The 13,641-nt window shown below is 57.4% G+C and carries 11 protein-coding genes; 5 read left to right on the forward strand and 6 right to left on the reverse strand.

Features of this window, described 5'->3' with window-relative positions:
• Positions 1 to 17: 17 nt before the first annotated feature.
• Both hcp and JK621_RS07050 read right to left on the reverse strand, forming a co-directional pair.
• The gene (gene hcp, locus JK621_RS07045; RefSeq protein ID WP_212559197.1) at positions 18 to 1,667 is read right to left on the reverse strand and encodes a hydroxylamine reductase; all 1,650 of its coding nucleotides are present in this window, start codon (positions 1,665 to 1,667) and stop codon (positions 18 to 20) included.
• A gap of 171 nt (positions 1,668 to 1,838) precedes the next feature.
• Positions 1,839 to 2,735 (reverse strand): lysine exporter LysO family protein, encoded by an 897-nt coding sequence (locus tag JK621_RS07050; RefSeq protein ID WP_212559198.1) that lies wholly within the window; start codon positions 2,733 to 2,735, stop codon positions 1,839 to 1,841.
• Positions 2,736 to 2,930: 195 nt separating this feature from the next.
• On the opposite strand from JK621_RS07050, the gene JK621_RS07055 reads away from it, so the two are divergent.
• Complete coding sequence (locus JK621_RS07055) at positions 2,931 to 4,595, forward strand: ATP-dependent endonuclease (RefSeq protein ID WP_212559199.1); 1,665 nt, start codon at positions 2,931 to 2,933, stop codon at positions 4,593 to 4,595.
• Here JK621_RS07055 and JK621_RS07060 read toward each other — a convergent pair.
• Positions 4,592 to 5,560: a VirK/YbjX family protein gene (locus tag JK621_RS07060; RefSeq protein ID WP_212559200.1), complete on the reverse strand. Its 969-nt coding sequence runs from the start codon at positions 5,558 to 5,560 to the stop codon at positions 4,592 to 4,594. The two genes, JK621_RS07055 and JK621_RS07060, sit on opposite strands and share 4 nt — an antisense overlap.
• Before the next feature lie 413 nt (positions 5,561 to 5,973).
• Here JK621_RS07060 and macA point away from each other — a divergent pair, with 413 nt between their 5' ends.
• Positions 5,974 to 7,086, forward strand: coding sequence for a macrolide transporter subunit MacA (gene macA, locus JK621_RS07065; RefSeq protein WP_212559201.1), 1,113 nt, complete (start codon positions 5,974 to 5,976; stop codon positions 7,084 to 7,086).
• Positions 7,086 to 9,032, forward strand: a complete 1,947-nt coding sequence (macB, locus tag JK621_RS07070) for a macrolide ABC transporter ATP-binding protein/permease MacB (RefSeq protein WP_212559202.1) — start codon at positions 7,086 to 7,088, stop codon at positions 9,030 to 9,032. Before macA ends, macB begins: the two co-directional genes overlap by 1 nt.
• Before the next feature lie 131 nt (positions 9,033 to 9,163).
• Here macB and cspD read toward each other — a convergent pair whose 3' ends face one another.
• On the reverse strand, positions 9,164 to 9,385 hold the full coding sequence (cspD, locus tag JK621_RS07075; RefSeq protein ID WP_004942590.1) for a cold shock-like protein CspD: 222 nt from the start codon (positions 9,383 to 9,385) through the stop codon (positions 9,164 to 9,166).
• 356 nt (positions 9,386 to 9,741) lie between these two features.
• Between cspD and clpS the strand changes: the two genes are divergently transcribed.
• Positions 9,742 to 10,062 carry an ATP-dependent Clp protease adapter ClpS gene (gene clpS, locus JK621_RS07080; protein WP_004928347.1) on the forward strand — a complete coding sequence of 107 codons (321 nt, stop codon included), beginning with the start codon at positions 9,742 to 9,744 and terminating at the stop codon, positions 10,060 to 10,062.
• Between the two features lie 27 nt (positions 10,063 to 10,089).
• Entirely contained in the window at positions 10,090 to 12,369 is a 2,280-nt protein-coding gene (gene clpA / locus JK621_RS07085; RefSeq protein WP_212559203.1) for an ATP-dependent Clp protease ATP-binding subunit ClpA, read from the forward strand.
• Positions 12,370 to 12,583: 214 nt separating this feature from the next.
• Here clpA and infA read toward each other — a convergent pair whose 3' ends face one another.
• Both infA and aat read right to left on the reverse strand, forming a co-directional pair.
• On the reverse strand, positions 12,584 to 12,802 hold the full coding sequence (gene infA / locus JK621_RS07090; protein WP_002211347.1) for a translation initiation factor IF-1: 219 nt from the start codon (positions 12,800 to 12,802) through the stop codon (positions 12,584 to 12,586).
• 106 nt (positions 12,803 to 12,908) lie between these two features.
• Positions 12,909 to 13,634 (reverse strand): leucyl/phenylalanyl-tRNA--protein transferase, encoded by a 726-nt coding sequence (aat, locus tag JK621_RS07095; protein ID WP_212559204.1) that lies wholly within the window; start codon positions 13,632 to 13,634, stop codon positions 12,909 to 12,911.
• Between the last annotated feature and the right edge of the window lie 7 nt (positions 13,635 to 13,641).

Genomic DNA, 13,641 nt, shown 5'->3' on the forward strand with positions numbered 1-13,641 from the left:
CCCGAAAAGCAGCGGCATTAGCCGAGCAGGGCTTGCAGATCCTGCTCAACGGTGGTGATCGGGCGCATGCCGAACTTGTCGTAGAGGATCGCCATCAGGTTGTCGGTCAGGAAGCCCGGAGCGGTCGGGCCGGTGACGATGTTTTTTACCCCCAGCGACAACAGCGTCAGCAGGATGACGATCGCCTTTTGCTCAAACCACGACAGCACCAGGCTGAGAGGCAGTTCGTTGACCGTGCAGCCAAGCGTCTCGGAAAGTTTGACCGCCAGCATGATGGCTGAATAGGCGTCGTTGCACTGGCCGACGTCCAGCAGGCGTGGCAGGCCTTCCAGCGTGCCGAAGTCCAGCTTGTTGAAGCGGTATTTGCCGCAGGCCAGCGTCATGATCAGGCAATCTTGCGGCACGCTGCGGGCGAAGTCGGTGAAATAGCTGCGCTCATCGCGGCTGCCGTCACAACCGCCGACCAGGAACACGTGGCGCAGTTTCTTCTGCGCCACCAGATCGATCACCGTATCGGCGGCGTTGAGCAGCGTCTGGCGGCCAAAGCCGACGGTGATCATGTGTTCGATCTCGGTATAAGGGAAACCGCTCATGCCCTGCGCCTGGGCGATCACGCGAGCGAAGTCATCTCCTTCCAGATGGTTAACGCCTGGCCAGCCGACGATGCTGCGCGTCCAGATGCGATCGCCGTAGTTGCCGACGTTAGGATCGATAATGCAGTTGGAGGTCATCAGGATGGGGCCGGGGAATTTGGCGAACTCGATTTGCTGGTTCTGCCAGCCGCTGCCGTAATTGCCGACCAGATGTTTGAATTTTTTCAGCTCCGGGTAGCCGTGCGCCGGCAGCATTTCACCGTGGGTATAGACGTTAACGCCCTGGCCCTCGGTTTGTTCCAGCAGCATGCGCAGATCTTTCAGATCGTGACCGGAGATCAGAATCGCTTTGCCCGCTACCGGGCGCACATTCACGCCGCTGGGGATCGGATCGCCATAGGCCTGAGTTTCACCGCGATCGAGGATCGCCATCACGTTGAAGTTCATTTTGCCGATGCCCATGGCGTTGTTCAGCAGGGTGTCCACGTCGCGCGGCTGGGTGCCGAGCCAGGCCATAAAGGCGTGGTAATCGGCATAGATTTGCTCGTCGAACTGGCCCAGCACGTGGGCGTGTTCCATATAGGCCGCCGCGCCTTTCAGGCCGTACAGGCACAACATGCGCAGGCCGTGAACGTCATCGCCCACCTCGGTTTTGTCGGTGTCGAGGGCGAACTGTGCCGCTTGCTGCAACAGCGCCGGCATGTCGTCGCCGTCGAGTTGCAAACCGGCCAGAGGATGATCGACGCGCGCGCCGGCATCCAGCAGCCGGCAGCGCGTGGCCAGCGAGTCGCGCAGCAGGAGGGTTTCCCGCGCGTAACCGATGATGCGTTCAGAGTCGAAGTTGACGTTGGTCAGAGTAGAGAAGAAGGCGCGTGGGGCAAAGCTGTCGATATGCTGATCGATAATCCCGAGCGAGCGAGCCTGCAACGCCCAGGCGGACAACCCCTGCAACGCCGCTACCAGCAGATCTTGCAGATCGGAGGTTTCCGCCGTTTTGCCGCACATACCCTGAGCATACGAGCAGCCGTTGCCTGCCGGGGTTCGGATGGTTTGTTCACATTGCACACAGAACATAATCGCTTCCTTTTTAAAGTTGCATTTTTAATGCTTGTTTATGAGCATAGATCGGCAACCGGGGCTTAAAAAGGCTTTTGTGAGGTTACTGCGGGTAAGTTTGATTTAACGCAATTTTACTCTGCGGATGGGAATTATTACGTTTTACGGGGGCATAGCCCCCGAAAGAGATCAGGAGAACAGGGCGATCAGCACCGGCGCCAACAGGCTCAGCAGGAAACCGTGCACAATCGCCGGCGGCACCATCTCCAGCCCGCCGCTGCGTTGCAACACCGGCAGGGTGAAGTCCATCGAGGTGGCTCCGCACAGGCCCAGCGCCGTGGAACGGCTGCGGCGCACCAGGGTAGGGATCAGCATAATCGCCACCAACTCGCGCGCCAGGTCGTTAAAGAAGGCCGCGCTGCCCAGGACCGGGCCATAGGCGTCGGTGATCAGAATACCGGAAAGCGAGTACCAGCCGAAACCGGAGGCCATCGCCAGCCCGGCCTTGATCGGCAGCCCCAGCAGCTGTGCCGCCAGCGCGCCGCCGGCCAGTGCGCTGACCGTCACCACCGCCGCCACTATCATGCCGCGTCGGTTAATCACGATTTGGCGCAGCGTCATGCCGCTGTTGCGCAGTTGGATGCCTACCAGCAGCAGCAGGAAAATCAACGCGTATTCACTGCCCTTTCCGGCAAACTGCAGCCACTGCCATTGCGTCAGGCCAAGCAGGAAGCCGCCGAGCACCACGCCACACAGCTTGAGCGATTCCAGCGCCATATGCAGGCGTGAAGGCAGTCGTTCCTGTTTATGGCTGTTGCGCCACGGCATTTTGCGTTCCAGCAGCGTCAGCGTCAGCAAGCTGGCGGCCAAGATGCACAGGAAAAACACCGAGGCATACTGGAATATCAGCAACAGGTTGCTGCTCAGATCCTCCAGAAACGCCAGGCTGATGCCCATAAAAAAAAGGATCACGTAAACCATCCAGCTCAACAGGCGATTGATGGCCTGGAGTAAGGTGCGGCTGCGTAAGGGGATGAGGTAACCGGCAATCAGCGGTAACAGAATAATCAACAGTCCTGAATACATGGAGAAGCTTACGTCCTTTGTTTGTTCGGGTGCCGTGCGCGGATGACCGGCAAGGCCCACACGCTAACCAAAACCATGGCCGGAGTAAAGCGGCAGATTTGATGCAGCCCGCTTGACCTGCAAGGGGTTTTTTGACCATGCTCTGGGAAGGTCACCTTCATTGAAGACGGTGACGGCACGCACGGGAGGCGGCAGATGTTCTTAGAGCGTATCGAGATTGTAGGTTTCCGCGGCATTAATCGGTTGTCCCTGATGCTGGATGACAACACGCTGCTGCTCGGTGAAAACGCCTGGGGTAAATCCAGCCTGCTCGACGCGCTGACCCTGCTGCTGGCGCCGGAGCAACAGTTATACCGTTTTGAAGTGCATGACTTCCATTTCCCTCCTGGCGAAGAGGCAGCCAAAGAGCGACATTTGCAGGTGGTGTTTACCTTTTGTGAGAAAGATCTCGGCCATGCCCATCTGCCCCGTTACCGTCATTTGTCGCCGCTATGGGTCAAGGGTGATGATAACCTGAACCGTATTTATTATCGTTGCGAAGGCGAACTGGCCGATGACGATACGGTGTGCACCTGGCGCAGTTTTTTGGACGCCGAGGGCAATGCGATGCAACTGCACCACATTGAACAGCTGGCGCACGCCATTATCCGTATTCACCCGGTATTGCGTTTGCGCGATGCGCGTTTTATTCGTCGCCTGCGGCCCAGCACGCTCAATGACGAGCACCCTGCCGATAATCAGGCGCTGGCCCAGCAGTTGGATCAACTGACGCGTGAACTGGTGCGCAATCCGCAAAAGCTGACCAATGGCGAATTGCGGCAGGGGCTGGCGGCGATGCAGCAATTGCTGGAACACTACTTCGCTGAGCAGGGATCGCAGGTGGCGCGCCCGCGCAGCCACCGTCTGGATCAAGATCAGGATCAGCAGGCGTGGCGCTCGCTGGACAGCATCAACCGGATGGTCGCTGAACCGAACAGCCGCAGCATGCGGCTGATTTTACTGGGCATGTTTTCTACGCTGCTACAGGCCAAGGGCAACGTCAAGCTGGACCCGCACGCCCGGCCGTTGCTGCTGGTGGAGGACCCGGAGACCCGGCTGCACCCGATCATGCTGTCGGTGGCCTGGGGATTACTCAACCAACTGCCGTTGCAACGCATCACCACCACCAATTCCAGCGAACTGGTGTCGCTGGTACCGGTCGAGCACGTTTGCCGGTTGGTGCGCGAGTCGGGGCGGGTTGCCACCTATCGTATCGGCCCGCGTGGGTTGGGGCAGGAGGACGGGAGGCGCATTGCTTTTCATATTCGCTTTAACCGGCCATCATCGTTGTTTGCCCGCTGTTGGCTGCTGGTGGAAGGCGAGACCGAGGTTTGGTTGTTGAGTGAGCTGGCGCGCCAGTGCGGTTATCACTTTGAGGCGGAAGGGGTGCGGGTGATTGAATTTGCCCAGTGCGGCCTGAAGCCGCTGTTGAGGTTTGCCCGGCGCATGGGCATTGAATGGCATGCGTTGGTTGACGGCGACGAGGCCGGAAAGAAATACGCCAACACCGTGCGCAGTTTGCTGGATAACCACGGCGACAGCGAGCGTGATCGCCTGACCGCGCTGCCGGCGCCGGATATGGAGCACTTTATGTTCCGCGAAGGGTTCAGCCCGGTCTATCACCGCGTCGCCTCTGTGCCGATCAATGCTCAGATGCCGATACGCAAGGTGATCCTGAAGGCGGTGCATCACTCTTCGAAACCCGATCTGGCCATCGAAGTAGCGATGCAGGCCGGCGAGTGGGGCACCGATTCTGTACCGCCGCTGCTGAAGAAAATGTTCTCGCGCGTGATCTGGCTGGCGCGTGGCCGGGCGGATTAGGCTCCCGGCAATCTTGTCGGGGGGCTGAAATGTTCAGCCATTCCCTGTTCCAGTTCATCCAGAAATTGATAACGGCGGCGGTATTCTGCCCGTTTCTTGCTGACCACCTCATCGATAGGTTTGCGCGTGATGCGTTCCGGCAGCAGGAAGTAACCGCTGTCGAGCATCTTGCCGCCCATTGAACTCCAGAACTGATCGTAATCGGCGTGCAGCTGATCTTTCTTTTTACTGTGATAACGCCAGTTTTGATAGATATGGGTGGCATTGCCCACCGCCACTATTTGACGAATGCCCAGATGATGCGCCAGCGCGCAAATGCCTTCCAGCACCAGCCGTTTCGGAAACAGCCCGTGACATTCTTTGGTGGCGAGCTGGATTTCCGCGTGCGGCACCTGGTGGTTGGCTCCCTGCAAACCGCCGATGAACAGCGTCGGCTGTTGCTGATAGTGCAGCAGCGCAAAGGTGATTTCCGCCAGCATAATGCCGGCGGCATTGCGCAGCAGCAGGGTGGTTTCCCCTTCTTTGTTCAGATGGTCGATGGCTGACAGTTCCAGCGAAACCGGTTCGCCGCTTTTGCCGGTGATGCTGGCCAGCACCAAGGGTTTGTTCAGGTGACCGATCTGCATTTTCAGCGGCATGCGCTGCGCGATGAGATCATAGTGATCGCGCAGGGCGAACAGGCACTCGATCTTGCTCATGTTTGCCGCCAGATAGGGGCGATGCAGCTTGCAGGGCAGATTGGGCTGAGCGCTCAGAATCTCATCCAGCAGGGGATTGGACGCCAGCGTATTCAGCAGGGCACCGGTAGTGCGCCAGTTAAACAGCGAGCGGCCGATAAACTTCAGGCGGAATGAGGTTTTCTTCCAGGCTTTACTTGGCGCCATATCGCCATTGATCAGTGCCGTCATCAGTTGCCAACCGTTGAGCTGGCGTGCAGATACGAGTGGATAGCTGAGCTGAGACATGATGAAATCCTTGGCAGTGTTGAATGGGGCTATTTCAGCAAGCCTTCGCTAAACGGGAGTTCAATGCTCAACTGTAACCAGAGGTGTCTCCACATTGTGTTGAGCTAAGGTTTAGTTACTCCGCACTGTGTACGGCAATGTAACCCTCTTCTCCGCCCAAAATGACCTTCTTGCGCAACGCGGTACCCGCTAAACGGCAGGATATTCCGAAGACAACCTCATCTGTTCCTGTAAGTTATCCTTCGGGGGTGGCTCTTAATCCTGCCTTAATACGGATATAAATAGCGCAGGTTATAATCCTGTTCTACTTGCCATGGGTATGATGACTGGCGGATGCAAACCGGACAGGATGTCGGAAAAGCTTTCTGGGATATTTGAAGTAAGTGATATAAAACAAAAGGATGATGATATTAATGATGTTCAAAGGGCGTAAGCGACGCTGGGGCATGGCACTGATTGTCGTGGTGGCTATCGCCGCGCTGGCGATCTGGCATTTCAGCCACCCGGCGCCAACCCAGTTTAAAACGGTGAAGGTAGCCAAGCGCGATCTGCAGCAAAACGTTCTGGCGACCGGACAGCTTGACGCGGTGCGCAAGGTTGACGTTGGCGCACAGGTCAGCGGGCAGCTGGAAAGCCTGGGTGTTGAGATCGGCGATAAGGTGAAAAAAGGCCAGTTACTTGGCGTGATCGATCCGCAGCAGGCGCAGAACAGTATCCGCGAGGGCGAGGCGACGCTGCGCGAATTGCACGCTCAGTTGCAACAGGCCCAGGCTGAACAGCGGTTGGCGGCGGTGACGCTGCAGCGCAATCAGGCGCTGGCGAAGCTGCAAGCGGTATCGCGCCAGGATCTGGATCAGGCGGCGACGCAACTGGCGGTAAAGAAGGCGCAGGTCGGCACCATTAATGCGCAGATTGCCCGCAACCAGGCCAGCCTGGATACCGCTAAAATCAATCTGGCGTTTACCCGCATTGAAGCGCCGATGGACGGAGACGTGGTGCAGATCACCACGCTGCAAGGCCAGACGGTGATCGCGGCGCAACAGGCACCGAACATTCTGACGCTGGCGGATCTCAGCACCATGCTGGTGAAGGCGCAGGTGTCGGAAGCGGACGTTATCAACCTCAAGCCGGGCCAGAAAGCCTGGTTTACCGTGCTGGGCGATCCCAACCGGCGTTTTGACGGCGTGCTGAAAGACATTCAGCCGACGCCGGAAAAGGTTAACAACGCCATCTTTTACTATGCGCGTTTCGAAGTGCCGAACCCCGAAGGGTTGCTGCGGCTGCAGATGACGGCGCAGGTGCATATTCAACTGGCGGGCGTCAGCCAGGCGCAGGTCATTCCTCTGGCAGCGCTGGGCGATCAAATCGCCGATAACCGCTACCACGTTGCGGTATTGAAACAGGGCAAGGAAGAGAAACGCGAGGTGAGCATCGGCCTGCGTAATAACATTGACGTACAAATTCTGAGCGGCTTGAGCATCGGGGATGACGTGATTGTCAGCCGTGGCGGCGCGGAGGCCAACTGATGGCGGCGCTGTTGCAACTGAGTGGCATCCGCCGCAGCTATCAGTCGGGCGATCAGACGGTGGACGTGTTGAAAGACGTGAGCCTGAGCATCGACGCCGGTGAAATGGTCGCCATTATGGGGGCCTCCGGCTCTGGCAAGTCTACGTTGATGAATATTCTCGGCTGTCTGGACAAGCCCAGCGCCGGCGTGTACCGGGTGGCCGGCCAGGATGTGGCGACGCTGGATGGCGATGCGTTGGCCCGGCTGCGGCGTGAGCATTTTGGCTTTATCTTCCAGAGATACCATCTGCTGCCTCATCTGAGCGCGGCGCACAACGTTGAGGTGCCGGCGGTCTACGCCGGGCTGGGCAAGGCGGCACGGCGTGAACGGGCGGTCGCCCTGTTACAGCGCCTTGGGTTGAGTGAACGCGTCGGCTACCGGCCGAGCCAGCTTTCCGGCGGCCAGCAGCAGCGCGTCAGTATCGCGCGCGCGTTGATGAACGGCGGCCAGGTGATCCTGGCGGATGAACCGACCGGCGCCCTCGACAGCCATTCTGGCGAAGAGGTAATGACTATCCTCAAGCAACTGCGAGCGCAGGGGCATACGGTGATTATCGTTACTCACGATCCGGCTGTCGCTCAGCAGGCCGAGCGGATCATTGAAATCCGCGACGGCGAGATCATTGCCGACTCACGCCCGGCGCAGCAGGGCAATCCGAATGCCAAATCGTTGGAACTGGTTGCACCCGCGCCATCCTGGCAGCAGACGACCGGCCGTTTTCGCGAGGCGCTGGTGATGGCCTGGCGGGCGATGGCGGCGAATAAAATGCGCACCGCGCTGACCATGTTGGGCATTATCATCGGCATCGCTTCGGTGGTTTCGATCCTGGTGATCGGCGACGCCGCCAAGCAGATGGTGTTGGCGGATATCAAATCCATCGGCACCAATACAGTGGACATTTATCCCGGCAAGGACTTCGGCGACGACGATCCGACCTTACGCCAGTCATTGAAGTATGATGATCTCGACGCGTTGCGCGAGCAGCCCTATGTCAGCGCACTGTCGCCTAATATCGCCAGCAGCATGCGATTGCGGCTGGGCAACGTCGATGTGGCGGCCAATGTGACCGGGGTCAGCGAGCAGTTTTTCCGCGTCTACGGCATGACCTTCACCCAGGGCGGCGGCATTGACCCGTTCCAGGTGCAGTCGCAGTCGCAAACGGTGGTGATCGACGCCAACACCCAGCGCCGGCTGTTCCCGCATCAGAAGAATGTGGTGGGTGAGGTGATTCTGGTGGGCAACATGCCGGCGACGGTGGTTGGGGTGGCGAAGGAGAAGCAGTCGATGTTCGGCAGCAGCAAGACGCTGAACGTTTGGGTTCCTTACAGCACCATGGCCAACCGGCTGATGGGCAACGCCTATTTTGATTCGATCACCGTGCGTATCCGCGACAATTACAATAGCCAGGAAGCGGAGCAGCAGCTGACGCGTTTGCTGACTTTGCGCCATGGCAAGAAAGACTTCTTCACCTATAACATGGACAGTTTGGTGCAGACGGCGGAGAAAACCACGCGCACGCTACAGCTGTTCCTGACGCTGGTGGCGGTGATTTCGCTGGTGGTCGGCGGGATTGGCGTGATGAATATCATGCTGGTGTCGGTGACGGAGCGTACGCGTGAGATTGGTATCCGTATGGCGGTGGGCGCTCGCTCCGGCGACGTATTGCAGCAGTTCCTGATTGAAGCGGTGCTGGTGTGCCTGGTTGGCGGCGCTTTGGGAATTATGCTGTCCTTTGCCATCGGGTTGCTGGTGCAACTGGTGCTGCCGGGTTGGCAGATAAGCTTCCCGCCGGCGGCGTTGCTGAGCGCGTTTTTGTGTTCCACCGGTATCGGCGTGGCGTTCGGCTATCTGCCCGCGCGCAATGCCGCCCGGCTTAACCCGATTGACGCGCTGGCGCGCGAGTAATAATCTAACTCCGTCGTATTCAAGCCGCAGGGTATTGGCGGCAACTCGACATTCATGGGATAGAATAAAAAATGCCAGTCGTACGGCGGCTGGCATTTTTAGCGGACTGCGTTAGGCAGGCTCTGCACCCGTTAGGCCAGTGCCTCACTTTCCAGTGGCACAATAAGACTCGCATGGTTCCCTTTTGGCCCTTGGTGCACGTCAAAACTGACCTGTTGGCCGGCTTTCAGTGTCCTGTACCCATCCATCTTAATCGTTGAATAATGGGCGAATATGTCTTCGCCGCCGCCTTCAGGACAGATAAAACCAAACCCTTTGGCGTTGTTGAACCATTTAACAGTACCCGTCTCCATGCTTTTACATCCCTCGCAACGCTATTTTAGGTGAGATGAATAACTGAATTCGCACCCGCCAAAGGCAGGTAGCAGATGAGCTCAGGGTGGTTAAAAGACCGCCAGCTCACGAATTTACACTCTAGAGCAAATGATTATCACGTCAAGGGATCGGCTTTTGTCGGCAGGAGGCAGTTCATCAAAGTTTGAAGCAGTTAACGCTATTGACATTGTTTGGTAACAATTTGCCAGAGATTTTTGCGCACGTTCCAGTACGGCGGGATGATGGCGCAGATGATAAAATAGTAATGATCCCCACTTTGAATAACCGGAACCTGTCCCCATATCAGAGGACAGAGCAGAGAAGATGAGCGGCAATGGGCAATAACAACGACTGGCTGAATTTTGAACACTTGGCCGAAGAAAAACAAATCGATGCGGTAAAACCGCCGTCTATGTATAAAGTTATACTTAACAACGACGATTACACACCGATGGAATTTGTGATTGACGTTCTGCAAAAGTTCTTTTCTTATGATATTGAACGTGCAACGCAACTGATGCTCACGGTCCACTATCAAGGCAAGGCGATCTGCGGTGTTTTTACCGCCGAGGTGGCGGAAACCAAGGTCGTACATGTGAACCGTTATGCAAGGGAGAACGAGCATCCGTTGCTCTGTACGCTGGAAAAAGCCTAGATTTTGGCAACTATTGGGGAGGTGCTTATGCTCAATCAAGAACTGGAACTCAGTCTCAACATGGCTTTCGCCAGAGCGCGTGAGCACAGACACGAGTTTATGACCGTGGAGCACCTGTTGCTGGCATTACTCAGCAACCCTGCCGCGCGAGAGGCGCTTGAGGCATGTACGGTAGACCTGGCCGCATTGCGCCAGGAGCTGGAAGCCTTTATCGAACAAACCACGCCGACGCTGCCTGCCAGCGAAGAAGAGCGCGACACTCAGCCGACGCTAAGCTTCCAGCGTGTGCTGCAGCGTGCCGTATTCCATGTTCAATCTTCCGGCCGCAGCGAAGTCAGCGGTGCCAACGTGTTGGTGGCGATTTTCAGCGAGCAGGAGTCGCAGGCGGCCTATCTGCTGCGCAAACACGACGTCAGCCGTCTTGACGTAGTGAATTTCATTTCACATGGCACGCGTAAAGACGAGCCGGGCCAAGCGCCAAATGCGGAAAACCCGGTGAACGAAGAGCAGTCCGGAGGGGAAGACCGTATGGAAAACTTCACCACCAACCTCAACCAGTTGGCCCGTGTGGGCGGTATCGATCCCCTGATTGGCCGCGATCCTGAGCTGGAGCGCGCTATTCAGGTGTTGTGCCGCCGCCGTAAAAACAACCCGCTGCTGGTCGGCGAGTCCGGCGTGGGGAAAACCGCCATTGCCGAAGGGCTGGCCTGGCGCATCGTGCAGGGCGACGTCCCAGAAGTGATGGCGGACTGCACGCTGTATTCTCTGGACATAGGTTCGCTGCTGGCAGGTACCAAATACCGCGGCGACTTCGAGAAACGCTTCAAGGCGTTGCTGAAACAGCTGGAGCAGGACAAGAACAGCATCCTGTTTATCGATGAAATCCACACCATCATCGGTGCCGGTGCGGCTTCCGGCGGGCAGGTGGATGCGGCTAACCTGATCAAACCGCTGCTCTCCAGCGGCAAGATCCGGGTGATTGGGTCCACCACCTATCAGGAATTCAGCAACATTTTCGAAAAGGACCGCGCGCTGGCCCGTCGCTTCCAGAAAATCGACATTACCGAGCCGACGCCGGAAGAGACCATTCAGATCATCAACGGTCTGAAAACCAAGTACGAAGCGCACCATGACGTGCGTTATACCGCCAAGGCGGTGCGTGCGGCGGTTGAGCTGTCGGTGAAGTACATCAACGACCGTCACCTGCCGGACAAGGCTATCGACGTGATCGACGAGGCGGGCGCCCGCAGCCGGCTGATGCCGATCAGCAAGCGCAAGAAAACCGTCAACGTTGCGGACATTGAATCCGTGGTTGCGCGTATTGCGCGTATCCCGGAAAAAACCGTGTCGGCCAGCGATCGCGATGTGTTGAGAAGCTTGGGTGACCGTTTGAAAATGCTGGTGTTCGGTCAGGATCAGGCGATCGAAGCGCTGACCGAGGCGATCAAGATGAGCCGTGCGGGTCTGGGCCACGATCGCAAGCCTGTCGGTTCCTTCCTGTTTGCCGGGCCAACCGGCGTCGGGAAAACCGAGGTGACGGTACAGTTGGCGAAGGCGATGGATATCGAACTGCTGCGTTTTGACATGTCCGAATATATGGAACGTCATACCGTCAGCCGCTTGATTGGCGCGCCTCCGGGCTACGTCGGTTACGATCAGGGCGGGCTGCTGACCGATGCGGTGCTCAAACATCCGCATTCGGTGGTGTTGCTGGATGAAATCGAGAAGGCGCATCCGGATGTGTTCAACCTGCTGCTGCAGGTGATGGACAACGGTACCCTGACCGATAATAACGGTCGCAAGGCGGATTTCCGCAATGTGATCCTGGTGATGACGACCAACGCCGGGGTGCGTGAAACAGAACGTAAATCGATTGGTCTGGTTCAGCAGGACAACAGTACTGATGCGATGGAAGAGATCAAAAAAGTGTTCACGCCGGAGTTTCGTAACCGTCTGGACAACATTCTTTGGTTCAACCATCTGTCGACTGCGGTGATCCAGCAGGTTGTCGATAAGTTTATTGTCGAACTGCAGGCGCAGCTGGATGCGAAGGGCGTATCGCTGGAAGTGAGCGACGAAGCGCGTGACTGGCTGTCGGTGAAGGGCTATGACCGTGCGATGGGCGCTCGTCCGATGGCGCGCGTGATGCAGGAAAACCTGAAGAAACCGCTGGCCAACGAACTGCTGTTCGGTTCACTGGTGGACGGTGGATCGGTGAAGGTCGAACTGGACAAGGACAACCAGAAATTGACCTACCACTTCCTCAGCGCGCAGAAGCGCAAAGCGGATGAAGGCGCGGTGCACTAAAGGCCGGCCAGTCCAGATAATGAAAAAGCGATGCTTCGGCATCGCTTTTTTTATGGGTGAAAGTGTGTCATCACCACGACAGAAATGAGCGAGCCCTCTCGGTTTACCTGCGCTCTTGCAACTCGATGTTGAACGTTGCTACGGGGGTAAACGGAAAGGGCTCCGGAGGGGTTACATCCTCGGTGCCGCCGTTGGCTGGCGACGAGTGAGCCGATTAACGGCTACGGAAGACAATGCGGCCTTTGCTCAGGTCGTACGGGGTCAGCTCTACAGTGACTTTGTCGCCCGTCAGGATGCGGATGTAGTTTTTACGCATTTTACCGGAGATATGTGCGGTGACTACGTGCCCGTTTTCCAATTCAACGCGGAACATAGTGTTCGGCAGCGTATCAAGAACGGTGCCCTGCATTTCAATATTGTCTTCTTTGGCCATCGAATCCTCTAGGTCTAACTACCTTAGTTTTTAACCGGCAAGATAATGCCGAAAAACCCACATTATGTAAAGACGTGTCGGTGAACATTGCACCGTTTCCGCAAAATTAGTTTGTTGGGGAGGGTGGTTCAGCCTGCTGTGGGGGTAAGACTTGCGCGGCCCAGCATTCCGGTGCTAACGGCTTGCGCTGAAGATTACTGAGCTGCTGTAAAAATTGGCGGCGGGGGATTTCTCTCGCTCCCAGCGTGGCAGTGTGAGCGTTAAGCACCTGACAGTCAATCAATTCTCCGCCATAAGCGGCAAAATGCCGACAAAAAGCCAATAGCGCGCACTTGGAGGCGTTGGTGGTGCGGCTAAACATCGATTCGCCGCAGAACAGCGCGCCCTGCGCCACGCCGTACATACCGCCAACCAACGCTTTACCCTGCCATACCTCGACTGAATGAGCGAAACCGAGGCGGTGCAAATGCAGATAGGCGCGCTGTACCTCCGGGCCGATCCAGGTGCCTTCATGCGGCCGATCGGCGCAGGCGGCAATCACCGCAGCAAAGTCATGGTTCAGCGTAATACGAAAGGGATTGTGGTTCAGAAAGCGTTTCAGGCTGCGGCTGATATGGTATTGCGCCGGGAACAACACGGCGCGCGGGTCAGGCGACCACCACAAAATGGCTTCCCCCGGCGAAAACCAGGGGAAGATACCGCGCTCATAGGCAGCCAACAAACGCGGCGCCGTCAGGTCGCCGCCGATGGCCAGCAGGCCGTTAGGATCGCGCAGCGCGCCCTCTGGCGAGGGAAACGCGAGTGACTGCGGTGACAGCTTAACAATACGCATAAAAGGT

Source organism: Serratia plymuthica (assembly GCF_018336935.1).
Lineage (GTDB): Bacteria > Pseudomonadota > Gammaproteobacteria > Enterobacterales > Enterobacteriaceae > Serratia > Serratia plymuthica_B.

Excerpts from the sequence above, each read along its gene's own strand:
- hcp (WP_212559197.1), bottom strand. The coding sequence starts at position 1,667 with ATGTTCTGTGTGCAATGTGAACAAACCATCCGAACCCCGGCAGGCAAC.
- JK621_RS07050 (WP_212559198.1), bottom strand. The coding sequence starts at position 2,735 with ATGTATTCAGGACTGTTGATTATTCTGTTACCGCTGATTGCCGGTTAC.
- JK621_RS07055 (WP_212559199.1), top strand. The coding sequence starts at position 2,931 with ATGTTCTTAGAGCGTATCGAGATTGTAGGTTTCCGCGGCATTAATCGG.
- JK621_RS07060 (WP_212559200.1), bottom strand. The coding sequence starts at position 5,560 with ATGTCTCAGCTCAGCTATCCACTCGTATCTGCACGCCAGCTCAACGGT.
- macA (WP_212559201.1), top strand. The coding sequence starts at position 5,974 with ATGATGTTCAAAGGGCGTAAGCGACGCTGGGGCATGGCACTGATTGTC.
- macB (WP_212559202.1), top strand. The coding sequence starts at position 7,086 with ATGGCGGCGCTGTTGCAACTGAGTGGCATCCGCCGCAGCTATCAGTCG.
- cspD (WP_004942590.1), bottom strand. The coding sequence starts at position 9,385 with ATGGAGACGGGTACTGTTAAATGGTTCAACAACGCCAAAGGGTTTGGT.
- clpS (WP_004928347.1), top strand. The coding sequence starts at position 9,742 with ATGGGCAATAACAACGACTGGCTGAATTTTGAACACTTGGCCGAAGAA.
- clpA (WP_212559203.1), top strand. The coding sequence starts at position 10,090 with ATGCTCAATCAAGAACTGGAACTCAGTCTCAACATGGCTTTCGCCAGA.
- infA (WP_002211347.1), bottom strand. The coding sequence starts at position 12,802 with ATGGCCAAAGAAGACAATATTGAAATGCAGGGCACCGTTCTTGATACG.
- aat (WP_212559204.1), bottom strand. The coding sequence starts at position 13,634 with ATGCGTATTGTTAAGCTGTCACCGCAGTCACTCGCGTTTCCCTCGCCA.